Genomic DNA, 23,057 nt, shown 5'->3' on the forward strand with positions numbered 1-23,057 from the left:
TTTGTCAATCAAAATCACTAAATCATTTCTAAAGTTTATAATCAAAAAATGGGATATAAAAATATCTGCTTAGAATGCAGAACTTCATATAGCAAAGGGAATGATTATGAAAATCAAACAGAATCTAATTGTCCTCAATGTGGCAAAAAAATGATTTTGGTAAATCATAAATTCAAACCTCCTAAAAAATCTGAAATAAAAAGTTGGGAAATGGCAAAACTATTAGTTGAAAATGGTTTTAAATTCCAAGCAGTTTATGAACAAATAGAAAAAAATGTCTTTTTGAAAGTAAATTATCCTAAGAGTCTAAGTGATGCAAAGGAGTTTATAAAAAAATACAATCCTTAAAATTATTCAGCATTTCATTATGAATCACTCCAAACTTAAAATAAAAATACTTGTTTTCTTTCTTTTCACTTTCTCCTGTACAAATTTCATATTTTCTCAGATGTCAGAAAATCACAACTTAATAGCAAAAGGAGCAGTTCTCACAAAATTATCAGATCAATACAGTTTTACAGAAGGGCCTGCTGCAGACAAAAAAGGCAATATTTTTTTTACGGATCAGCCTAATAACCGAATCATGAAATGGTCTGTTGAGGGTGTGCTTTCTGTTTATATGGAAAATGCAGGAAGAGCCAACGGTTTGTATTTTGACCGCGAAGGGAATCTTTTGGCCTGCGCCGATGAAAAAAATGAAATTTGGAAAATTGATCCAAACAAAAATGTTACGGTATTGGTAAATGATTTTGAAGGCAAAAGGCTCAACGGTCCTAATGATCTTTGGGTTGACCCGAAAGGCGGAATTTATTTTACAGATCCTTTTTACCAAAGAGACTACTGGGCTCATACCTCCAAAGAAATAAAGAAAGAATCTGTGTATTATTTATCACCTGATAAAACTAAAATTACCAACGTTGCCAACGACCTCATAAAACCCAACGGCATTATTGGAACTTCGGATGGAAAAATACTATACGTTGCTGATATTGAAGCAAACAAAACCTACTCTTATAAAATCAACAATGATGGAACATTAGGTGAAAAAACACTTTTTACCGAATCCGGTTCAGACGGAATTACAATTGACGAGTCCGGAAATATCTATTTAACCGGAAAAGGAGTTTCTGTATTTGATCCAAAAGGAGAAAAAATTGCTCATATAGATGTAAAAGAACTGTGGACAGCAAATGTGTGTTTTGGAGGAAAAAAATTCAAAACCTTATTTATTACTGCAGGGAAAAGCGTTTATACGCTAGAGATGAATGTTAGGGGAATGAAATAATTAGCGAATAAAGTATTCCTGATCTATACTATTTTTAAATCCTCTATTTCGAACCTCAAATAGATTTTAGCTTCTAAGAATCTGTAATTATTGCACTTACCCAAAAATTACATGAAAAATAACTGTAAAAATTTGCGTAGTTAAATAACTACGCATATACTTGTAGTCAAATAACTTCATAATGAATTTAAGACGAGACGTATTTCAGGCCATTGCCGATCCTACCAGAAGATCGATACTGTTGTTGCTTACGACACAATCGATGACAGCGGGAGCCATTGCTTCTAACTTTGATACTGCAAGACCCACAGTTTCAAAACATTTACAAATACTGACTGAGTGTGAACTACTCAGACAAGAGCAGCAAGGGAGGGAAATTTATTATCATTTTAACCCAAATAAAATAAAAGAAATAGCCGAATTTATAGAACCCTTCCGCAAGATGTGGGATACTAAATTCAATAAACTGGAAGAAGTCATGAAAAATTATAAAAAAGAATAACATGGAAGAAAAAACAAAAGTACATGCCAAAGACGGCAAACAGGAATTAACCATAACCCGGGAATTTGACCTGCCTGTAGAATTGGTATTCAAAGCCTATTCAGAAGCAGACCTTTTTGAACAATGGATGGGTACAAAAGTTTTGAAACTGGAAAGCAAAAAACACGGCAGTTATGCCTTTGAAACTTCATATGACGGAAATGTAGTATTTAAGGCAAACGGCGTAATTCATGAGTTTGTTTTAAACGAAAAAATCACAAGAACCTTTGAAATGGAAAACACACCTTTTCCAGTCCAATTGGAATACCTTGAATTTGAAAAAAGGACTGAAACTACCAGCAAACTTACCATGCAGATTGTGTTTAAGTCCATCGAATTCAGGGATCAACTGCTTAAAATGCCGTTTGCACTGGGAATCAATATGGCACACAACAGACTACAGGAAATTGTATCATCACTAAAATAATATTCTAATGAAAAAAAGAAACAAAATTATTTATTGGATCGCTACCATTTGGCTGGCATTAGGAATGGTTTCAACGGGAATCGTACAGCTTATTAAACTGAAAGAAGAAGTGGATAAAACGAGTTTACATTTAGGTTACCCTGCGTACTTTTTGACGATTATTGGTGTTTGGAAATTATTAGGTGCAGTTGCAATCTTACTTCCAAAATTGGGATTATTGAAAGAGTGGGCTTATGCAGGTTTTTTCTTTGTGATGACGGGAGCAATTTTCTCGCATTTTGCGGTTGGTGACAGTGCTGTGGAATATTTTGGACCAACGTTACTTTTACTGCTTACCTTTTTATCCTGGTATTTCAGACCTGCTGACAGAAGAGTCAGTTAGATATTCTCTTGATTCATTCTATCAAGATACATCATCTCTCGAATAAAATTTCTCTAACAATTTATACTAAAATAAAGGTATTTGCAAAATAATATATATAAAAAACCTTCGTCTTTCTATCCATTTGGGTAGTTTGGCGAAGGTTTTTATTCTTACCCTAACCAACACGTCAAGCCCTTTTTCAAAACTCTACAACGAAATGTAAGGGTAATTTTTTAAATCTTTCTGCTGAAATTTATTTTTTCAGGTATCCGTTGTCAATCAAAACATTTACAATATTCAGAGCAGTTCTGTCTAAACTCATTTTGTATTGCAGTGTATTACCAAAACTGTCGTATTTAATATTAAAAACTTTGTTGTCAAATGTGATTAACTCTTCGTATAAAAATTTATCATATCCCGGATGTTTACTACTCATATTATACCAGGTTCCGGTCAATACATTATTTAAATCATATACTTCGTATTTTTGAACTCCTAAACTTGTTGTTGACACAATTTTAATATTGCCAAATCTTACTTTATCAGGATTTTGTCCAATTACTCTGTATATATTTCCTGAATCATCTATGGTAACTTTATAACCAGCTATACGTCGTTGGGCGTCATCGGCAGCATTTGCATCTGCTTTAATTTTACTGGAAACTCCGGTTGATTCTCCGTTCAGGAAATTTTCGATAGCCTCTGTATTTAATCCTTCGGCGCTTAAGAAACCTTTATCAATAAATGCTTCCATTGCACTTTTTTGCTGGTTTAAGGGATTAAATTTTTTATAATCAACTTCGTTGCTTTTTCCTGATTTATCACTTTTCAAAACCATCCATCTTTTTCCTGATTGTTCTAAAAATTTTAATTCTGCATCAACAGAGTACTGCTTATCTAAACTTAAAACTTTAAAATTTTGCTTTTTACCTTCAATGAAAGCAACTATCTTATCATCAAGTTTTACTTCTCCATTTTTGACTTTAAGCTCCTGTGCAAAAATACTTGCTGTCAACATTATAGCCAAAGCAGCACAAACTAATTTTCTCATTTATATAATTTAAGTTAATAATCCTCAAAAATATTAAACAGAAGTTTAAATACTAAGTATTTTCATGTTTCTTTATTAAATATTTTAAGTTTTTTACTTTAAAAAATATTTTTAAAGATAATCCTGCTATGCAAACCTTGTGATTGATGCAAATAGCCCATAAAAACTATCTCAAATCCTTCTTAATCACCAAATATTTTAAATCGGTTTTTCCGGCATTACTAATTCCGTGTTCAGCATTTGGAGGGCAATATAAGCTTGTATTTGGGCCAACAATAACCGTTTTTCCGTCTAAGAAAAAAGAAGCAGAACCTTCTAAGATATAAAAGAACTCTTCTTCAGGATGATGATGCGGCGCGTGTGTTGATTTCCCAGGCTCGACGATACTCATTTTAAGTGTATTTTCCTGAGTGAAATTTTTATCGGCAAACCAATATTGATAACCCACTTTTGTTTTTGTGGCTTTGTTTAGGTCAAAATGATTCACACAGTTTTCAAGCGAATATTTTATTTCTGTTGGAGTTGTCTCCTTTTTAGTTTCCTGAGCCTTTGCTGATTGCACAATTAAAGTAACAATCGCAATTTTTATAATTGAAGCTGGTTTCATTTTTACTTTTTCTGTAATAATACAAAATGTTTTTGCAAAAATTGTTTGTAAAGTATATTAATCCGTTTAGAGTTTTTTTGCTCTCACATTACCTCTAAAGCTAAAATGTAAATCATAATCAAAAATTAATACATTTGAAAAAATATTTGAAGCCTGTAAAATGATAAGAATCGAATTTGAAGAACCTATCCTCGAAGTTTGTGATTGCTGCAACAATGAAACAATTAAACTAACCCGATTTGTCTATAAAAATGAAGATGCGTTTGCCATTTATTATTTGAGATTCACAAAAAGTCATGATGATCAATTTGCAATTGGAATAATCAGCATTGGTGATTGGGGTACAGATGATGAGCCTAAAAATAGATTTTCATTTCCATTTAGAATATGGATTGGTGATAATGACGAATATCAAATAGGCTTAATGGATAAAGAAGAATCTCCCTGGAACCATAAAATTCTTGGATATATTCTAGATAGAAAAGAAGCGTTAGATCACCCTTGGATTAAAGAAGTCTTTCATATCACAGATCATATTGTAATGGAGGATAAAGAACTAATTGAGTATTTTGATTAATCATAACTTTATCTCAAATACTTTATTAATAATCAGACATTAAAAATAGTTATTTCCAAAATTTTGATTCCGTATTACCTATTCAACAGACAGGAAAAACTGGTTTTGTATCGCATTTTTTATCCTTGCCTTTCGAGAAAACTAACATGAAAAATATAAAAAGAGCCATTCGGCTCAATCAATATTGTAAGGCGGGATTTTAATCCGGTTATAAAGAAACAGCATATGAAAAAGATCCGTAGTATCGAAGCATATTCATTTCCGGTTAAACATATCCTGCTCGTATGGAACTCATTTGTCGGTTCAATTTAATTTATAATTCCTATCAAAATTTTTCTTTATTATGTGGAAATATCCTTAGAAGAATCTGGATTAAAAATTATAAAAAATGAGAGCTTCTCGCCTAGCCCTGATCGAAATGGTATCCTTTTGTGGTGGGGTTCACCACAAAAGATATAATGGAGAGCGGGACAAAAGGTCTTAAAACGTCAAAATCCTTCTGCTTCAAAAAAAAATTAAAATCCTAAACTTGAAGTAATTCAACACCTCACAAGCTTTTTCAAGATCACTTATTGTACGATAAGAAAATATTATGATAAAATTATGGCGTAATTCGAAAAACCGCCCTACATTTGCCTAACAGTGTTAAACAATTTAATACTCATTTAAAATGGCTAGTAAAGATCGTATTTTAAGACAAAAAGAAGAGACCAGAAATAATATTCTTGGCGCTGCTTATGATATCGTAAAAGAAGAAGGCTGGAATGGTTTGAGTATGCGTAAAATTGCCGACAGAATCGAATATACTGCTCCTATCATATATGAATACTTTTCAAATAAAGATGCAATCCTAAGAGAATTAACCGGTAAAGGTTTTGTCAAATTGGGAAAAGAGCTCGAAAATGCTAAATCTAAATTTGAAAGACCTGAAGATCAAATAGAAGCTATGTGGATGGCATATTGGGATTTTGCCTTTACGGATACTGAGATGTACCAGGTAATGTTTGGTGTTCAGATGAATTGTTGTACGGAACAATGTGATGCTGCAAAAATGCCTTATAAATTATTTACAGGAGTTATTGCAGAGATTATGAAAAACAATAACCCGACTGAAGAAGTTATCAAACAAAAATATTTCACTTTCTTTTCAGTAATTCATGGATTGATTGCAATCAATATCATTAACAAGAGTGATATAATGGAAACAATCAATAATCAGATTCTAAAAGATGCAATTGGTGGCATTACAAAATCAATTCAATAAAAAAATTTCATTTTTACTTAACAGCGGTAAATGATTTAATAGGTAATTTGGCAAATCCTTTTTTTTACCCTTTTACTTAACAGTGATAAATGATTTAATTAACATAAAAAAGACTTTTTTTTTAGCTCGTTACTTAACACCGATAAATAATTTAATACCGATTATAAAACAGATTAAAAACACAATTATTTAATTTTTTGTATCCATTAACTTAACAATGTTAGAAAATTTAATACCCTTAAAATGAATCTAAAGCATACCAGAAATAAAAATTTTAAAAACGAGAATGTCCAACAAATTAAAACCAATATGAAAATGAAAAATGTAATTATAACCAGCTTTATTTTGGCACTTGTATTAAGCAGTTGCGCAGATAAATCACAGGCACCAGCTCCACCACCACCTCCTGTTTTACCTGTTGCAGCCATAACAAGCGAAAATACGACTACTGATAATGAATATCCGGCTTCGATACAAGGAACTGTAGATGTTGAGATTCGCCCACAAGTAAGCGGAAACCTTGATCGTGTTTTGGTAGATGAAGGCGCTTATGTAAGCAAAGGCCAGACTTTATTCAAAATAAACGAACGTCCTTTTCGTGAGCAGTTAAACAATGCTTTGGCTAGTCTTCATGCTGCTGAAGCTGCTTTGATCAACGCTCAGTTAGAAGTAGATAAATTAACTCCTTTAGTACAAAACAAAGTGGTTTCTGATTATCAGTTAAAAACAGCGAAAGCTTCTCAAAAAATTGCTGCTGCTAATATCGAGCAGGCAAAAGCAATGGTCGCTTCTGCTAAAATCAATTTAGGATATACTAATGTTACAGCTCCGGTAAGCGGTTACATCGGAAGACTGCCTAAAAAGCAAGGGAGTTTGGTGTCTGCAACAGATGTTGAACCTTTAACTACACTTTCTGATGTACATGAAGTATTTGCTTATTTCTCTTTGGGAGAAACAGATTTTATCAATTTTAAATCTCAATATTCCGGAAACAGCATTGGAGACAAAATCAAAAAATTACCTCCGGTTTCTTTGATATTGGCTGATAACAACGCCTATCCGCAAACAGGAAAAATTGATATGGTTGACGGTCAGTTTGATAAAACTACAGGTGCTATTACGCTGAGAGCTACTTTTCCTAATGCAAACGGAACTTTACGTTCAGGAAACACAGGAAGAATCCGTTTAGGATTACAGCATGACGATGCTATTCTGGTTCCGCAATCGGCTACGATTGAAATGCAGGATAAAGTATTTGTCTTTACGGTAGATAAAAACAACAAGGTTACAAAAATGCCAATTACTGTAGTGGGTAAAAGCGGTACCAACTATCTTATAAAAGACGGTGTAAAATCAGGTGACCAAATTGTATTAAGTGGTATTGACAAACTTCAGGAAGGACAAGTGATCCAACCTGATAAAGCTGCTAAGGTTGCTCAAATAACTAACAAAAAATAATTTTTACGAAAATGTTCAAAATATTTATACAAAGACCCGTACTGGCAACCGTAATCTCCATCTTACTGGTGATTCTGGGAGTACTTGGACTTACGAAATTGCCTTTACAACAGTTTCCTGATATTGCGCCGCCATCAGTTTTGGTAACGGCGGTTTACCCGGGAGCAAACGCAGAAACGGTTTTACGTTCTGTGGCACCTTCTCTGGAAGAATCTATAAATGGTGTTGAAAACATGACTTATATGAGCTCTACTGCCAGTAACGATGGTACTTTAGCGATTACTGTTTTCTTCAAATTAGGTACAGATGCCGATCAGGCTGCTGTAAACGTTCAGAACAGGGTGGCTCAGGCGACCAGTCAACTGCCAGCAGAAGTGGTTCAGCAAGGAGTAATCACGGCGAAACAACAAAACAGTTTCATCATGGCAATCGGTATGTATACTGATGATGAGTCTAAATACGATCAGACTTTTGTTGCCAATTATGCCCAGATTAATATTATTCCGGAACTAAAACGTATTCCGGGTGTGGGTTCTGCGAGTATTTTTGGAGGTGTAAAAGATTACTCAATGCGTGTTTGGTTAAACCCGACACAAATGTCAACTCATAATGTTACGCCAAATGAAGTTATGGCAGCAATCCAGGACAAAAGTTTAGAAGCTGCTCCCGGTAAATTTGGAGAAAGAAGTAAAGAAGTTTTTGAATATGTAATCAAATACAAAGGAAAACTAACCAAACCTGAGGATTATCAAAACATTGCCATTCGTTCTAATGCTGATGGTTCAGTACTTCGTTTAAAAGACGTTGCCAGAGTTGAATTGGGTGCGTATTCTTATAACAGTTTAACCCGTCTGAATGGTAAAAAAGGAATTGTAATTGGGGTTATTCAGTTAGCGGGTTCTAACTCAAATGATATTCAGATTGCGATCAATAAAATGATGGAAAAAGCTTCTAAAGATTTTCCTTCTGGTATAAAACACAATATTTTTTATAGTACAAAAGTATCTTTAGACCAATCTATCGAACAGGTTGAGCATACCTTACTTGAAGCTTTTATATTAGTTTTCATCGTGGTATTTATCTTCCTGCAAGATTTCAGATCAACATTAATCCCGGCTATTGCTGTACCTGTAGCAATTTTAGGAACGTTTTTCTTCATGCAGTTATTCGGATTCTCGATCAACCTTCTAACGCTTTTCGCATTAATTCTGGCGATTGGTATTGTGGTAGATGACGCGATTGTAGTGGTCGAGGCCGTGCATGCGAAAATGGAGCATAAACATTTGTCTCCAAAAGTAGCCACGCATGAAGCAATGCACGAAATAACGGGTGCTATTATCTCGATTACGCTGGTAATGGCTGCTGTATTCCTGCCGGTTGGTTTTATGGAAGGCTCAACAGGAGTTTTCTATCGTCAGTTTGCTTTTACGATGGCAATTGCAATTGTTATTTCAGCTGTAAATGCTTTGACTTTAAGCCCTGCCCTTGCCGCTTTATTCTTAAAAGATAATCACGGCGCACACAATGGTGAAACTCCATACGTAAAACAAGGTTTTAAACAAAAGTTCTTTAACGGATTTAATAACAGTTTTGAGAATTTGACCAACCGTTATGTTGGCGGATTAAAATTCTTAATCCGTAACAAATGGGTTAGTTTAGGAGGTTTGGCTTTAATTGCTTTCGCTACGATTGTAATGGTAAAAACTACTCCTGCCGGATTTATCCCAACAGAAGATCAAGGGTTTATTGCAATTGCAGTTAACACTCCATCTGGAACATCTTTAGACGGAACTCAAAAAGTAATGACTGAAGCAGAAAATACTTTAAGAGGTTTAAGTTCATCACGATTTGTAACTGCTATTTCAGGTTTCAACTTATTGACGAATTCTACAAGTCCATCATCTGCAGTTGTTTTCGTATTGCTTAAACCAAACGAAGAGCGTGGAGATGTTAAAAATATTGACGAAATTATGAATGAAGTCCGCGGAAAATTAGGGGCGATTTCAGGTGGAAGTTTCTTCGTATTTAGTTTCCCAACTGTTCCCGGATTTAGTAACGTTGAGGCTTTAGATATGGTTCTTCAGGATAAAACCGGAGGCAAACTGGATAAGTTTAGCGGAATTTCTCAGCAATTTATTGGTGAATTAATGAAACGTCCGGAAATTGCGGTAGCTTTTACCAGTTTTAAAGCCGATTATCCTCAATTACAACTGGATATCAACGACGAAAAAGCAGATCAGTTAGGTGTCAAAGTAAAAGACATTCTGCAAACCATGCAGGCTTATTTTGGTAGTGCACAGGCATCAGATTTTAATCGATTTGGTAAATATTACAGAGTGGTTGTTCAAGCTGATATTGCCGACAGAGCAGATCCTACAGCTATTGACCGTGTTTTTGTAAAAAACAAAAATGGCGAAATGGTTCCGATAAATACTTTGGTAAAGCTAAGCCGTATTTATGGTTCTGAAACTGCTTCAAGATATAATTTGTTCAACTCGATTTCGATTAATGCGATTCCGAAACCTGGATTTAGTTCCGGAGATGCCATTAAAGCAATCGAAGAAGTGGCCGCCCAACAATTACCTGCAGGCTATAGTTACGAATTCTCAGGACAAACCCGTGAAGAAATTTCTTCCGGAGGGCAATCGGCAACTATTTTCTTACTGTGTCTGATCTTTATCTATTTCTTACTTGCTGCACAGTACGAAAGTTACATTTTGCCTCTGGCTGTAATCTTATCGATTCCTGCAGGTATATTTGGAGTATTTGTTGCGATTGGTTTAACCGGAATCGAAAACAATATTTATGTACAGGTTGCACTGGTAATGCTTATCGGACTGCTTGCCAAAAATGCGATTCTGATTGTAGAGTTCGCCGTCCAAAAACGAAAATCCGGACAGGCCTTAGTCAAAGCTTCTATTGATGCCGCTAAATTACGTTTACGTCCAATTATCATGACGTCACTGGCTTTCGTTGTTGGTTTAATACCAATGATGAGCGCAAAAGGTCCATCGGCTCAGGGTAACCACTCAATTAGTATTGGTGCTGCCGGAGGAATGGTTTCCGGAGTAATTCTTGGGTTGTTGATCATCCCGGTTTTATTTATCGTATTCCAGCATTTACAAGAAAAAGTTTCCGGAAAACCGGTAGCTGTAATTCATAACGAAGAAAAATAATATGGAAAATTATATAACGACAATTCTGGTGACCATTCTGTTTGGCATCGGCTATATATCGTACAGAATCTCAAAAGATCTTGAAGCTAAAAAAGATACTTGTACAGAAATTTAATGACATCTTATAAAATGAAAAAATATATAACCAAAATTGTGATGATCGCTATTTTGATCGCCACAGTAATATCCTGTAAAGTTTCTAAGGATATTGAAACTCCAAAAGATGCATTTCCTGAAAATTTCAGGAGTGCATCGGCTTCAACAGACACGACTAGTATTGGAGATTTGGAGTGGAAAAATTTCTTTACAGAAAAGGATATTATTCAATTAATTGACAGCGCGGTGGCCAGAAATAACGATTTACAAATCGCTACTAAAAACATAGAAATTGCACAATACAGATTCACACAATCTAAATGGGGAAATGTTCCTCAGGTCAATTTGTTTGTGAATGCAAGCACAAGCAATCCGTCTGACAACAGTTTTACCGGAATGAACCTCAATCAGGCTTTAGGTCAAAAACATATAGATGATTATTCTGCCGGAGCATCACTTTCCTGGGAAGCTGATATTTGGGGGAAAATCCGCAATCAGAAAAAAGGGGCGTATGCCGGTTACCTTCAGTCTGAAGAAGTAAAAAAAGCATTGCAGACTACTATTGTTGCGAATGTTTCGAAAGGATATTATAATCTTTTAATGTTAGACGCACAATTGGATATCGCAAAGAAAAATGTACAATTAAACGACAGTACAACCAATATCATCAAGTTAAAGTTTGATGCCGGACAAGTTACTTCTTTGGGAATTCAACAATCTGAAGCACAAAGGCTAAGTTCAGCGCAATTGATTCCATTACTAGAGCAAAATATTGCCATTCAGGAAAATGCTTTGAGTGTTTTGACAGGCTCTTTTCCAAATTCAAAACAAAGAAGCATTCAGTTAAGTTCAATTGAGGTAAAAAACAATACTGCAATCGGAATCCCTTCTTCTTTAGTAAGCAGAAGACCGGATGTAAAAAGTGCTGAATTGGCCTTGAAAGTAGCGAATGCCAATGTTGGAATTACAAAAGCCGACTTATACCCTTCTCTTAAAATTACAGCACAAGGCGGAGTAAATTCTTTTGAAACAAGCAGTTGGTTTAATATTCCCGCTTCTTTATTCGGAACGGTTGCAGGAGGTTTAACACAACCTTTACTGAATAACAAAAAAGTAAGAACGCAATATAATATTGCGGTTGCCGAAAGGGAAAAAGCAGTTTTGAGTTTCAGACAATCTGTTTTGGTAGCTGTTAGCGAAGTTTCAGATGCTTTGGTAAAAGTAGAAAAATTACAATTACAGGAAGGTTTCCTTAAAGAAAGAGTCAAAACTTTGCAGCAAGCCATTAAAAATTCGAATTTGTTATTCAAAAACGGAATGGCTGAATATCTGGAAGTAATAACTGCACAGGCAAATTTATTGCAAAGCGAGTTAGAACTTGCAAACATAAAAAGAGAACAATTATCTGCTAATACCGAGTTATATCGTGCATTAGGCGGAGGTTGGAGATAATACCCGTTTTTAATTATTTATTTCTGAAAGCGCTATGAAACTTAGGTATCATGGCGTTTTCTGATTTCTATAAATAACGGAAGAAAACATTTTTAGTGATTATAAGTAAAATCTTTCTCTCTATGAATCCGATAATTTAAAATATAAGAAAATGATTATTTTTAACATTTAAAATAATTATATTTGTAAGAAATTATAAATAAAAAATATCAACTTGTTAAAAATGAAACACTTATTAAGCATCCTTCTTATTCTAACATTCTCATTTCAGGGATATTCTCAAAAAAAAGGCAAAAAAAAACCAATACCAAAAACTAAAATTACAGCAGTTCAGGAAGGGGGGCCAACAATAGAAATGAAAGATGAAAAGATAATGCCGGATACCCTACAAATACAAAAAGGGAAAAAGTATGTCTTTTTAGTCGATGTGAGCGAGTTTTCCGGACAAGGAAATACTGTTGAAGCTGGCAATGATGATAACTCTGAAAAAGCCGAATTGAAACGCAATTTTCCAAAAGAGAACCTCGAAATCATAACCATTAATAAATATACCTACGTCCTTTTCGAAAACAAACAAACATTAGATATTACCGGAAACGGAAATTCTTTTCAGGCTTTTGCTTACTGGAGCGGAAAAATAGATGATAAAGTACAGATTAAAGAAGGCAAAAGAATGGCTACTGAATTTGTTGCGGAACAGTTGAAAACAAAAAAAGAATCTTCATATGTTATCAATACCCGAAAATACAAAAAAGAAGTTGCTTCATTACTAGGTAAAAACAAGGTCACTTCAAAATCTAAAGAAGTGATGAAAGAACTGCTAAGCGGTTACTCGTTACCTTTTCCAGATATTGAAGCAGATAACGTACCTGTTTTTCAGCAGGGAACTGCAAAATTAAAAACGCTGGAATCCTATTTTCTTAAAAAGAAAGGAGTCCGGGTTCCTCTAAAAAGCGTTTCTTTCAACAATGAAGGCTTTCCTTTGATCATAACTTACTATGAGGATGAAGGAAAAAACAAGAGTAAACAAGAATTAATCTACAAAGATGGCATGCTTACAAAAATCATAAAAGCGGATCAGACAACCTCCTCTATTAATTATGATGATAACAAAATGATATTTACTGAAAATATTGGAGATGCCAATGAAACAACTGTTTTTTGGCTTGAAAATAGTAAATTATTACAAAAATCATATACCCTAATGACAGATGACAAGTTTTCATACATGAATACTTTTACAGAAGAAAAATTCGAAAACAACTGTATCTCCTATTCTATTAATAATGTTGTCTGGTCGTATAATTGTGGTGGTCCAAATAACAAGTTTCCGTATATTCATACCTACACCTCCTATCAGAATAAAGAAGTCCTTCAGTTCAGAAAATCCAAAATAGAGAAAAAAAACGATAGAACCTATGATAAATATTACTCTGAAGCAGAACGCGCCGATCAAAATGATAATTACAAACTATGGGGAACATTTCATTTAGATGACTTCAATTTGGTAGATTCCTTCAATTTCACCAAAGATGGTACTGCTAAAACAATCAAAATAGATTATACCTGTTATGAATAATACATTCTGACAAAAACTTTTAAACGCTGTGAAACTTTTAGCTTCATGGCGTTTTTTTTTAGGAGCTGTGTCCTGCAATTGGCGAAGCAATCTGCTGTATCTTTTATGGTGAACGCCAGCATAAAAGGATGCCGCTTCTATCACGGCTAAGACATCGGTTTTCATAAAAAATATTCTTTCAGATTTATCTTCATTTTTGTTATCCTCATATAGGAAGGATCTTCACGCGAAACTCCTCACAGTATATTTTTATAATTTCATATATTTACTCATGTAAATTACATCAACCTCTAATGACCTTATGAAAAAGTATTACTTCATATTCTTTATCATTTTTATATCTACAATTAGCTGCAAGAAGGATCAAAAAATATCTAATACATCAGAAATAGACAGAACCAAAATTGTCAAACCTCTTCCACCATTAGACTATGAAAAATATATGAGAAACGTTCCCAAGACAGATAGTTTATGCAATGGTGAAATTGAAATAGCAAAAAATGATCTTTTAAAATACGATGGAGTTTATGTTCATACAATATGTTTTGGATGTGATTTTAAACCTTATGAAGAAGAAATTAAAGAAGTTTTAAAAAGGAAAAAGTTCAAACTAGGGATTCAGGATTTAGGATGCGTCATTTATGACGGACAAACACAAGGCTGTTATAGGGCTTATATAGATTTAAAAATGAAAGCAAAATACGGAGAAAATTATAGGTCAGAAATAGAAAATGAGGCGATAAATATTCTCATAAAAAATATCAGCATCAATAATAAAATAATTAGTATCTACGATTTAGAGCCAAATGAAAAACCAAAAATATTAAACCCAAAAATTGTTATTGAAAGTGATTATTACACAACAATAAAAACAGATTTACCTATAAATAGAAAAAGTATGCATCATCTATTTACTGATATCAATTTTATTGTAGAAAAAGATGGGACAATAAGTAACTTAAAAGAAACCAATTGGGTAAATGAAAAAGGCATTGACAAAAAATACAAACAAGATATAATTAACTTAACCTTAAGTACTCTAAGAAAAGATTACAACAATTGGAAACCCGGAACCTATAAAGGAAATAAGGCCAGAGTAGAGAATACCTTAAGAGTTAGCTTCGAATAAAACAAAAATGACATTCAATAAAGAAACATACCTCAACAATCTAAAACTAACTATTGAAAGTTATTATCCAATTTCTGAGCAATCATGGAAACTAATTCAAAACAGCACAGAATTTCAAACCCTTAAAAAAGGAAAAACACTATTACAAAATGGAGAAATTGCTAAAAACCTTCATTTTATAGCAAAAGGAATTCTGAGAGCATTCATTACAGACCAGCAGGGAAATTTTTACAATAAAAACCTTTTTCCTGAAAATTCATTTGCAGGGTCTAAAGTTTCATTAATGCTGCAGACACCTTCGAATTTTACAATTGAAGCTCTGGAGGACTGTGTTTTAATCAACATCAACTATAAAAAATATATGGAGCTGATTAACGAAAATGACGATCTGAAAAACTTCTATATTGCTCATTTAGAAAAAACCTGGATTATTGAAAAAGAACAAAGAGAAGTAGCGCTAGTTATGCAAAACGCTACTGAAAGATATGTTAAACTTCTTGAAAAACATCCCGAAATTGCAGACCGCGTTCCGCTATTGCATATTGCATCACATTTAGGCATTACACCTACGCAGTTAAGCCGAATCAGAAAAAGTCTCGAAAAAGATTTGTAAATCAACATATGTAAAGGCTTTTCAGAAAAGCTAAATTTATCTTTGCGGTATGATTTAAATTCGTCTCCCAAAAATGAAAAACACAGACCTCATCAAAGATAATATTGACAATTTAACCGGATTCTGGAAAACCATTGGAACTCCCTTCCTTGCCTATTATAAAAATGATTCTATTGCCTATTGTAAAATAAAAAACTCTGGCTGGCCAAATAAATTATGGTTTAAAGAAGATATTACTTCTGAAGATCTTTCAAAAATCATTCAAATTTTACATAAAAATCCTGGTTTGATAATTCCTTATTGGGATATTTTTGAGAGTAATTCCAATCAGCTTCTCGAACAAAACAGCTTCGAAATCAAAACTGAACAAATGGGTATGTTTTTAAAACTGAATCAAAAATTCACGCTTCAAAATAATTTAACTTTCAAAAAAGTTACTACTGAAGAAGATGCTAAAATCTGGGCCGATGTTTATCCGAATGCTTTTGGTTATGTCATCAGTAAGGAAATTCTAATTCAGGATTATCAAAACGTGCATTTTTATTTGGTTGCTGCAGATAAAAAACCAATAGGAACTTTTATGCTTTACCAAACCGGAAAAGATATGGGTATTCATGGCGTTGGCGTAATTCCCGAAATGCGCAGAAAAGGATTCGCCGAAGAAATCATGAAATTTGCAATGAACCTTTCTATCGATTTAAATGCTGAAACTGCACATTTACAAGCATCAGCTATGGGAAAAGACATTTATACACGATTAGGTTTTGAAGATTTATTTTTGATTAAAAACTATGTTTTAAATTCCAATACTTAAAAATTCCAATTTCCAATACAGTTTAATCTGATTATCCTTAATCAATCTTTATACAGCTATTTGTGGAGATCCTTGGTCAGGATGACAAACTGTGGTGTTAACGAAACACATAATCTTGTCCCAAATGCCCCTAAAATAGTCAGAAATGTCCGTTTTATCAGAATACAAAACGTGTAACTTTGTATTACATTAACTGATAACCATTAAAAACTATTTCATGAAAAAAGCTAAAATTATTTTTTGGACGACAACAATTCTTATTTTTCTATTTGAAGGCGTTATGCCTGCATTGACATCACAATCAGAAATGGCTAAAGAAGGAATCAGACATTTGGGCTATCCGGAATATTTTGGAAATGCATTAGTTGTTTTCAAAATTTTAGGTGTTCTGGCATTAATCATTCCGCAAGTTCCCGGGAATGTAAAAGAGTGGGCTTATGCAGGTTTTGGCTTCGATTTTATCTTTGCTTCCATTAGTCATTTTGCGGTTGACGGAGTTACTTTTGATGGCTTTTTCCCGCTGATTGTACTGGTGATTTTAGCAATATCCTATATCTATTATCACAAAATAAACCGGTATAAAAACAACGCTTTATAAACCATAAATCATGGTAGAAGTTTTCAAAACAAATATTCAGGAAGCCGAACAATGCAATATAATTATTGGGAAACTTCTTGAATATTTTCCAAACAGCACTATCAACTTTGATCTTGAGGATTGTGATAAGATTTTGCGAATCCATGCTTCATCTATTTCCAGTCATAAAATAATCGAACTTTTAAATTCGCATGGTTTTCATTGTGAAGTACTCTTGTAAATTCGTAATCAACTGATTATAAAACATAAAATAAAAATTGTAATTTTAAGAATACTAATTTTTAAAATATTACAAAATGAATATACCGGCAGAACATCAGACAATAATGCCTTATTTAATTTTACAAGGGGCTTCAAAATTTATCGATTTTACAAAAATTGTTTTTGGTGCAACTGAAACCAATACTAAATCACTTCGGGAAGACGGAACTATTATGCATGCCGAAATTACCCTAAACGGAAGTACAATAATGGTAACTGATGAAATTACAGATTGGGCAAAACAAACTGCAAATTTATTTGTATATGTTCCAAATGCAGATGAAACGTATAAAAAAGCATTAGAAAACGGTGCTGTTTCTTTAATGAAACTGAGCGATCAGGACTACGGCAGAACTTGCGGCGTAACAGATCCGTTTGGGAATGTGTGGTGGATTACATCTGTATGATTCATCGGATTTTTAAAAATCCATCATTCAGTAATGGATTTTATTTCACATCCCACTAAACATAAACAAATGTAAATCAAATATATAACATTTTAAATATTTAAATAAATTGTAAATTAGCGTATAAATCTGTAAAAGAAAATTTATATGAAATCAAAAACCGAAACTATTTTTTTGTCGGGTTTAATTGCAGGTACTTTAGATGTTACTGCTGCAATTGTGGTTTATGGATTTATATTGCAAAAAACAACGCCAATAAAACTCCTTCAGTCTATCGCCAGTGGTATTTTTAAAAAAGAAGCATACGAAGGCGGCACAAAAATGGCTTGGTACGGACTCAGTTTACACTTCTTAATAGCCATGACTTTTGCATGGTTTTATTTTGTAATTTATCCTTATTTGCCGTTTTTAAAAAGGAACCCTTTAATTTCGGGATTGCTTTACGGATTTTTTGTCTGGATTGTGATGAATCTTATTGTTTTGCCAATTGCATTTCCTGCATTGCCAGAGAAACATCTGGATTTTACTTTAATCATTTCAATTTTAATTCTGATGTTCTGCATCGGACTTCCTATTGCATTTATAACACGAAAATATTATTCTTCAAATAGATAATTCAGGCTGATAATCCTGAATTAATTCTAAAAATGCTCTTTCTGTATGTGAAAAATATTGTTCATTACTGCGGCAATTTTTAACCTTTTCAAAATATTGCTTAATCGATCCGTCTTCATACGTCGACACTATTAAAGGATGTACATAATAACTTCGACAAACAGTTCTTGTGTTTCCTAAAGCTTCTGCTGTAGCATCATAGGCCGTAAGAATATTTTTTTTGATTTCTTTTTCATCTTCAGTAATACCTAATTCCATTAAGGTTTCAAAGAAAATCACAGATGCAGACCAGGTCCTGAAATCTTTCGCACTAAAATATTCGCCTGATATTTCATGGAGATATACATTGACCATATGGCTGTCCAGGATTCTTCGCTCCCCATTCTCATCATAATATTTAAAAACTTCCCAACCTGGAATCTCCTCGCATTTACTAACTAGTTTAATCAGTTTTTTATTCCTGATCGTAATTGAATGCTGTTTTCCTTTTTTTCCTATAAATTCAAAACGTATTGCATCTTTATTGATATTAATATGCCTTTTTCTTAAAGTAGAAAGTCCGTACGATTTATTGTCCTTGGCGTACTTTTCATTTCCTATCCTGATATGGGTTTCCTCCATTAAACGAATTACGAGTGCTACAACCTTATTTTTAGACCATTCTTTTTTTTCTAAATCGGCATCGACTTGTTTTCTTATAGCAGGCAATCTTGTTCCAAAATCTGCTATTTTATAAAACTTGGTCTGGTTTCTAATTAAATTCCATTTCGGATGATACCGATATTGCTTTCTGTTTTTTTGATCTAAACCAACAGCCTGAAGATGCCCGTTTGATAATTCTGAAATCTTTACATTTTCCCAGGCAGGGGGAAGCACCAGGCTATTAATTCGTTTTAATTCGCTCTTTTGTTTAATACATCTTCCATTTTTTTTATAAACAAAAGTATTTCCTTCCTTACATCTTTCTATAGGCATTGATTTATCACTTACATAAACCAGATCTAATTTCTCTATAGCCAATTCAGGTTTTGTAATTAAAAGGGTCATTAATTTTTCCTGAGATTTTGTAGTAGCCTTCATAATGTATTTTATTATTGATTGAAGCCTGAAAAAAAATTAATGTTTTTAAGCTCAATACAAATTTTGTTTAATAAAATGATTCGCTTTAATCCTATTGATTTTATTATTGACTATAAAAGTTCATGCAGACCCTTTGGTATTCTTATATAATTCCCATATAAAATCTTTTGAGTTAATTTTTTAGCCGATTGGATTAAGTATAGGACTATTTGTAGAATAATTTTATACAAAATATTTTTAATCGAAGAAATTAGCCACAAAAAACTGAGTTTAAAAAGAAATCAAAATGGAAGCTTAGCAAAACATTTGACAAATTCATTAAGCATTTAAATGGTAAAATTCTCTCTGTATAAACCAAAATGATTTATTAAACGAACTAAAAAATAATTCCTATGAAAACGATACAAGCTAAATCAAAGATAATTTTTATGTCTACTTTTCCACCTACACAATGTGGAATAGCTACTTACACGCAGGATACCATAAAAGGAATTAATGATGTTTACGGAAATTCAATTACCTGTGAAATTTGCGAGCTGGTAAAATCTCCTTTAGAAACCCCAACTCAGGCCTACACATTAAATACTAAAAACAGAGAAGATTATACACGTGTTGCAAATGAAATCAACAATGATGATGCTGTAAAATTGATTCATATTCAACATGAGTTTGGATTATTTGATGGTAACTATGGAGATCATTTATTAGATTTTCTAAATGTGATAAAAAAGCCTGTAACATTTACTTTTCACAGTGTAATTCAAAATCCAAATAGTGAATTAAAGACTTTTGTAAAGCTATTACTTTCTTACAGCAATTCAGTTTTTGTAATGACAAGAAAATCTCAGGAAATTCTGATGAAAGATTATGACATTCAAAAGGAAATTATTACTTGTGTACCACATGGAACCCATATTGTAATTTATGAAAAACCGGAAGAAGCCAAAGCAAAATTTGATTTGCAGGACAGAATGGTTTTGTCAACTTTCGGGCTTTTAGGTGAAGGTAAAAGTATTGAAACCGGTTTACACGCATTACCGAAAATCATCAAAAACCATCCAAATGTTTTATATCTTGTCATTGGAAGAACACATCCAAATTTGATTGAAGAAGGTGTAGATGCGTATCGTGATAAACTGGAAGGTATTGTAAAGGATTTAAATCTGGAAAAAAATGTTCGATTTATAAATCAATATTTAGATACCAACGAGCTTTTAAACTATCTAAAAGCTACTGATGTTTACATGTTTACTTCAAAAGACCCTAATCAGGCTGTAAGCGGCACTTTTGCTTACGCAATGAGTTGTGCATGTCCTCTGGTGGCATCAAAAATTCCTCATACTGTAGAAGTTTTAACTTCTGATTGCGGAATATTAGTTGATATTGGAAATAGTGATCAATTTGCAGAAGCCGCTATAAAATTGCTTTCTGATGATAGCCTGAGAGAAGAAATGGGTATTAATGCTTTTCGTAAAACCAGAGCTTCATCTTGGGAAAATGTTGCCATAAAACATATGGAAACCTATAAAAACCTAATGGTTAACCCTTCAGAAATTGAATTTAACTACCCTTCTATTGAATTGGCTCATGTTAAAAAAATGACAACCGATTTAGGAATTATTCAGTTTAGTAAAATTTCTGTTCCTGATTTATCAACAGGTTATACTTTAGATGACAACGCCAGAGCATTGGTGGCACTTTGCATGCATTATAAATTGACAAACGACAAAGCCGATTTACCTTATATACTAATTTATCTTGATTTTATCATCCGCTGTCAAAATCCGGAAGGAGATTTTACAAACTATATAGATCAATATAATAGAGAGCATATGGAGCAAAATGCAGAAGTAAATCTTGAAGATTCTAATGCAAGAGGTGTTTGGGCCCTGGGAAGTTTGATTTCAATAAAAGATATTTTACCCGAAGGAATCGTTCAAAAGGCCTCAACTAGCTTTTTAAACAGTTTAAAATGGGCTGAAACTATCGAGTCTCCCCGTTCAATTGGTTTTGCGACTAAAGGACTTTACCTGTACAACAGCACAATTCCAAATTTATATGTATCTGCAATTATAAATAAACTGAATTCAAAATTGGTTTCCAATTACGAAATTCATGCAACAAAAGACTGGAAATGGTTTGAAAATTATCTGACATACGGAAACGGTATTTTACCGGAATCAATGTTATTTGCCTATCTGGTTACAAACAAACCTATTTATAAAAAAATAGCATTAGAATCGCTTGAATTTTTACTTTCAAAAATGTTTACTAAAAAAGGTTTCAAAGTAATTTCAAATAATGGCTGGTATCATAAAGATTCTCAACCACAGGAGTATGGCGAGCAGCCTATTGATGTTTCTTACATTATTCAGACTTTAAATTCTTTCTACACAGCTTTTAAAAATCCGTTGCATAAAGAATATATGAAGACGGCCTTTAATTGGTTTTTAGGAAAAAATCATTTAAATCAAATTATGTACAATCCTATAAGCGGCGGCGGTTATGATGGTCTTGAAAAAGAAAATGTAAACCTAAACCAGGGAGCTGAATCGACAGTTTGTTTTTTAACTGCTCGTTTATTGATGGAAAATTTTAAGGAGTCCGAATCACGGGTAATTGATTTGATCAAAACAAAGGCAGATATGATTATCAATTCATAAAAACTAAAACATTGTAAACCAATCCCTTTTTTAACGAAAAGGGATTTTTTTGTTAAGCAAATTACGCAAACGGCATTTTAATATAAATAGTATACAGAATGAAAATTATATAAGGTTAGTTAAAAGTTGTGTAAAGAATTTTAACAAGTATAGAGGTAACTTTCATCTATAATAAAAAAAGAAGCACAAACTGTTAAAAAACTGATTTTCAGCTTATACACAACTTTAAACACGAAACATTTTGATACTCACCTTAAAAAATACATTCGAAGAAATCGGAAATGCAACTGTATTTGCAACGCGGTTTTTTAGAGAGGTTTTTATACCTCCTTATGAAACCAGACAATTTCTGAAACAATGTTATGTTATGGGATATAAATCCTTACCATTGGTGGCTATAACAGGTTTTATCATGGGTTTGGTACTTACTTTACAATCAAGACCAACATTAGTAAAATTTGGTGCTGAATCCTGGCTTCCCGGAATGGTGGCGCTTTCTTTAATTCGTGAAATTGCTCCGGTCATTACTGCTTTGATCTGTGCAGGAAAAATATCATCCGGAATAGGTGCCGAATTAGGCTCCATGAAAGTAACAGAACAAATAGATGCCATGGAAGTTTCGGCTATTAATCCTTACAATTATTTAGTGGTGACCCGAATTCTAGCTACCACTTTAATGGTTCCGATCCTCGTATTTTTTGCAGATGCTGTTGGAATTTTTGGTGGATATGTGGGTATAAATATTCATGGAGATGTTAGCTTTTACAGATACATCACCAAAATATTCCAATCACTTGAGTTCCTGGATTTGATTCCGGCGACAATCAAAACTTTTTTCTTTGGATTTTTTATTGGAATGATTGGATGCTACAAAGGTTTTAATGCCACAAACGGTACAGAAAGTGTGGGCAAAGCAGCGAATTCTGCTGTAGTCACCGCTTCTTTAAGCATTTTTATTATAGACATGTTAGCTGTTCAAGTAACCGATTTATTTTTTTAA

The 23,057-nt window shown here is 33.3% G+C and carries 23 protein-coding genes; 20 read left to right on the top strand and 3 right to left on the bottom strand.

The features are described from left to right. Nucleotides 1–48 precede the first annotated feature (48 nt). The 5 genes from JE46_RS07995 (at nt 49) to JE46_RS08015 (ending at nt 2,635) form a co-directional block, all read left to right on the top strand. Nucleotides 49–348, top strand: a complete 300-nt coding sequence (locus JE46_RS07995) for a hypothetical protein (RefSeq protein WP_031454743.1) — start codon at nt 49–51, stop codon at nt 346–348. A gap of 100 nt (nt 349–448) precedes the next feature. Further along, entirely contained in the window at nt 449–1,285 is an 837-nt protein-coding gene (locus JE46_RS08000; RefSeq protein WP_236010789.1) for an SMP-30/gluconolactonase/LRE family protein, read from the top strand. Nucleotides 1,286–1,466: 181 nt separating this feature from the next. Beyond that, the gene (locus JE46_RS08005) at nt 1,467–1,787 is read left to right on the top strand and encodes an ArsR/SmtB family transcription factor (protein WP_031454745.1); all 321 of its coding nucleotides are present in this window, start codon (nt 1,467–1,469) and stop codon (nt 1,785–1,787) included. A gap of 1 nt (nt 1,788) precedes the next feature. Continuing rightward, nucleotides 1,789–2,253, top strand: a complete 465-nt coding sequence (locus JE46_RS08010) for an SRPBCC family protein (RefSeq protein ID WP_031454746.1) — start codon at nt 1,789–1,791, stop codon at nt 2,251–2,253. Nucleotides 2,254–2,260: 7 nt separating this feature from the next. Next, nucleotides 2,261–2,635 carry a DoxX family protein gene (locus tag JE46_RS08015; RefSeq protein ID WP_031454747.1) on the top strand — a complete coding sequence of 125 codons (375 nt, stop codon included), beginning with the start codon at nt 2,261–2,263 and terminating at the stop codon, nt 2,633–2,635. Between the two features lie 235 nt (nt 2,636–2,870). Here JE46_RS08015 and JE46_RS08020 read toward each other — a convergent pair whose 3' ends face one another. Beyond that, the gene (locus JE46_RS08020) at nt 2,871–3,668 is read right to left on the bottom strand and encodes a hypothetical protein (protein ID WP_031454748.1); all 798 of its coding nucleotides are present in this window, start codon (nt 3,666–3,668) and stop codon (nt 2,871–2,873) included. Nucleotides 3,669–3,834: 166 nt separating this feature from the next. Beyond that, complete coding sequence (locus JE46_RS08025) at nt 3,835–4,275, bottom strand: cupin domain-containing protein (protein ID WP_031454749.1); 441 nt, start codon at nt 4,273–4,275, stop codon at nt 3,835–3,837. Between the two features lie 160 nt (nt 4,276–4,435). On the opposite strand from JE46_RS08025, the gene JE46_RS08030 reads away from it, so the two are divergent. From JE46_RS08030 to JE46_RS08090, 13 genes are all read left to right on the top strand, one after another. After that, entirely contained in the window at nt 4,436–4,852 is a 417-nt protein-coding gene (locus tag JE46_RS08030; protein WP_031454750.1) for a hypothetical protein, read from the top strand. A 670-nt stretch (nt 4,853–5,522) separates the two neighbouring features. Next, nucleotides 5,523–6,116 carry a TetR/AcrR family transcriptional regulator gene (locus JE46_RS08035; RefSeq protein ID WP_031454751.1) on the top strand — a complete coding sequence of 198 codons (594 nt, stop codon included), beginning with the start codon at nt 5,523–5,525 and terminating at the stop codon, nt 6,114–6,116. 309 nt (nt 6,117–6,425) lie between these two features. Beyond that, nucleotides 6,426–7,574: an efflux RND transporter periplasmic adaptor subunit gene (locus JE46_RS08040; protein WP_394332079.1), complete on the top strand. Its 1,149-nt coding sequence runs from the start codon at nt 6,426–6,428 to the stop codon at nt 7,572–7,574. An 11-nt stretch (nt 7,575–7,585) separates the two neighbouring features. Further along, the gene (locus tag JE46_RS08045; protein WP_031454753.1) at nt 7,586–10,750 is read left to right on the top strand and encodes an efflux RND transporter permease subunit; all 3,165 of its coding nucleotides are present in this window, start codon (nt 7,586–7,588) and stop codon (nt 10,748–10,750) included. 129 nt (nt 10,751–10,879) lie between these two features. After that, nucleotides 10,880–12,298 (top strand): TolC family protein, encoded by a 1,419-nt coding sequence (locus JE46_RS08050; RefSeq protein WP_031454754.1) that lies wholly within the window; start codon nt 10,880–10,882, stop codon nt 12,296–12,298. 223 nt (nt 12,299–12,521) lie between these two features. Continuing rightward, nucleotides 12,522–13,877: a hypothetical protein gene (locus JE46_RS08055; RefSeq protein WP_031454755.1), complete on the top strand. Its 1,356-nt coding sequence runs from the start codon at nt 12,522–12,524 to the stop codon at nt 13,875–13,877. A 301-nt stretch (nt 13,878–14,178) separates the two neighbouring features. Beyond that, the gene (locus tag JE46_RS08060) at nt 14,179–15,006 is read left to right on the top strand and encodes a hypothetical protein (protein WP_031454756.1); all 828 of its coding nucleotides are present in this window, start codon (nt 14,179–14,181) and stop codon (nt 15,004–15,006) included. 7 nt (nt 15,007–15,013) lie between these two features. Next, nucleotides 15,014–15,619, top strand: a complete 606-nt coding sequence (locus JE46_RS08065) for a Crp/Fnr family transcriptional regulator (protein ID WP_031454757.1) — start codon at nt 15,014–15,016, stop codon at nt 15,617–15,619. Between the two features lie 73 nt (nt 15,620–15,692). Further along, a complete protein-coding gene (locus JE46_RS08070; protein WP_031454758.1) occupies nt 15,693–16,433 on the top strand; it encodes a GNAT family N-acetyltransferase in 741 nt (246 codons plus the stop codon). 217 nt (nt 16,434–16,650) lie between these two features. Next, entirely contained in the window at nt 16,651–17,031 is a 381-nt protein-coding gene (locus tag JE46_RS08075; protein WP_031454759.1) for a DoxX family protein, read from the top strand. A 10-nt stretch (nt 17,032–17,041) separates the two neighbouring features. Beyond that, the gene (locus tag JE46_RS08080) at nt 17,042–17,251 is read left to right on the top strand and encodes a hypothetical protein (RefSeq protein ID WP_031454760.1); all 210 of its coding nucleotides are present in this window, start codon (nt 17,042–17,044) and stop codon (nt 17,249–17,251) included. Between the two features lie 76 nt (nt 17,252–17,327). After that, complete coding sequence (locus tag JE46_RS08085) at nt 17,328–17,699, top strand: VOC family protein (protein ID WP_031454761.1); 372 nt, start codon at nt 17,328–17,330, stop codon at nt 17,697–17,699. A gap of 147 nt (nt 17,700–17,846) precedes the next feature. Further along, nucleotides 17,847–18,314: a DUF1440 domain-containing protein gene (locus tag JE46_RS08090; protein WP_031454762.1), complete on the top strand. Its 468-nt coding sequence runs from the start codon at nt 17,847–17,849 to the stop codon at nt 18,312–18,314. On the opposite strand, the gene JE46_RS08095 is transcribed toward JE46_RS08090, so the two are convergent. Continuing rightward, nucleotides 18,303–19,394: a DNA topoisomerase IB gene (locus JE46_RS08095; RefSeq protein ID WP_031454763.1), complete on the bottom strand. Its 1,092-nt coding sequence runs from the start codon at nt 19,392–19,394 to the stop codon at nt 18,303–18,305. The two genes, JE46_RS08090 and JE46_RS08095, sit on opposite strands and share 12 nt — an antisense overlap. Before the next feature lie 392 nt (nt 19,395–19,786). Between JE46_RS08095 and JE46_RS08100 the strand changes: the two genes are divergently transcribed. Then, complete coding sequence (locus tag JE46_RS08100) at nt 19,787–22,057, top strand: glycosyltransferase (protein ID WP_031454764.1); 2,271 nt, start codon at nt 19,787–19,789, stop codon at nt 22,055–22,057. 241 nt (nt 22,058–22,298) lie between these two features. Further along, a complete protein-coding gene (locus JE46_RS08105; RefSeq protein ID WP_031454765.1) occupies nt 22,299–23,057 on the top strand; it encodes an MlaE family ABC transporter permease in 759 nt (252 codons plus the stop codon).

The sequence above is a fragment of the Flavobacterium chungangense LMG 26729 genome, assembly GCF_000735715.2.
GTDB lineage: Bacteria > Bacteroidota > Bacteroidia > Flavobacteriales > Flavobacteriaceae > Flavobacterium > Flavobacterium chungangense.

What these genes read in the sequence shown, in the direction of transcription:
- JE46_RS07995 (WP_031454743.1), top strand. Translation starts at nt 49, where the DNA reads ATGGGATATAAAAATATCTGCTTAGAATGCAGAACTTCATATAGCAAA.
- JE46_RS08000 (WP_236010789.1), top strand. Translation starts at nt 449, where the DNA reads ATGTCAGAAAATCACAACTTAATAGCAAAAGGAGCAGTTCTCACAAAA.
- JE46_RS08005 (WP_031454745.1), top strand. Translation starts at nt 1,467, where the DNA reads ATGAATTTAAGACGAGACGTATTTCAGGCCATTGCCGATCCTACCAGA.
- JE46_RS08010 (WP_031454746.1), top strand. Translation starts at nt 1,789, where the DNA reads ATGGAAGAAAAAACAAAAGTACATGCCAAAGACGGCAAACAGGAATTA.
- JE46_RS08015 (WP_031454747.1), top strand. Translation starts at nt 2,261, where the DNA reads ATGAAAAAAAGAAACAAAATTATTTATTGGATCGCTACCATTTGGCTG.
- JE46_RS08020 (WP_031454748.1), bottom strand. Translation starts at nt 3,668, where the DNA reads ATGAGAAAATTAGTTTGTGCTGCTTTGGCTATAATGTTGACAGCAAGT.
- JE46_RS08025 (WP_031454749.1), bottom strand. Translation starts at nt 4,275, where the DNA reads ATGAAACCAGCTTCAATTATAAAAATTGCGATTGTTACTTTAATTGTG.
- JE46_RS08030 (WP_031454750.1), top strand. Translation starts at nt 4,436, where the DNA reads ATGATAAGAATCGAATTTGAAGAACCTATCCTCGAAGTTTGTGATTGC.
- JE46_RS08035 (WP_031454751.1), top strand. Translation starts at nt 5,523, where the DNA reads ATGGCTAGTAAAGATCGTATTTTAAGACAAAAAGAAGAGACCAGAAAT.
- JE46_RS08040 (WP_394332079.1), top strand. Translation starts at nt 6,426, where the DNA reads ATGAAAATGAAAAATGTAATTATAACCAGCTTTATTTTGGCACTTGTA.
- JE46_RS08045 (WP_031454753.1), top strand. Translation starts at nt 7,586, where the DNA reads ATGTTCAAAATATTTATACAAAGACCCGTACTGGCAACCGTAATCTCC.
- JE46_RS08050 (WP_031454754.1), top strand. Translation starts at nt 10,880, where the DNA reads ATGAAAAAATATATAACCAAAATTGTGATGATCGCTATTTTGATCGCC.
- JE46_RS08055 (WP_031454755.1), top strand. Translation starts at nt 12,522, where the DNA reads ATGAAACACTTATTAAGCATCCTTCTTATTCTAACATTCTCATTTCAG.
- JE46_RS08060 (WP_031454756.1), top strand. Translation starts at nt 14,179, where the DNA reads ATGAAAAAGTATTACTTCATATTCTTTATCATTTTTATATCTACAATT.
- JE46_RS08065 (WP_031454757.1), top strand. Translation starts at nt 15,014, where the DNA reads ATGACATTCAATAAAGAAACATACCTCAACAATCTAAAACTAACTATT.
- JE46_RS08070 (WP_031454758.1), top strand. Translation starts at nt 15,693, where the DNA reads ATGAAAAACACAGACCTCATCAAAGATAATATTGACAATTTAACCGGA.
- JE46_RS08075 (WP_031454759.1), top strand. Translation starts at nt 16,651, where the DNA reads ATGAAAAAAGCTAAAATTATTTTTTGGACGACAACAATTCTTATTTTT.
- JE46_RS08080 (WP_031454760.1), top strand. Translation starts at nt 17,042, where the DNA reads ATGGTAGAAGTTTTCAAAACAAATATTCAGGAAGCCGAACAATGCAAT.
- JE46_RS08085 (WP_031454761.1), top strand. Translation starts at nt 17,328, where the DNA reads ATGAATATACCGGCAGAACATCAGACAATAATGCCTTATTTAATTTTA.
- JE46_RS08090 (WP_031454762.1), top strand. Translation starts at nt 17,847, where the DNA reads ATGAAATCAAAAACCGAAACTATTTTTTTGTCGGGTTTAATTGCAGGT.
- JE46_RS08095 (WP_031454763.1), bottom strand. Translation starts at nt 19,394, where the DNA reads ATGAAGGCTACTACAAAATCTCAGGAAAAATTAATGACCCTTTTAATT.
- JE46_RS08100 (WP_031454764.1), top strand. Translation starts at nt 19,787, where the DNA reads ATGAAAACGATACAAGCTAAATCAAAGATAATTTTTATGTCTACTTTT.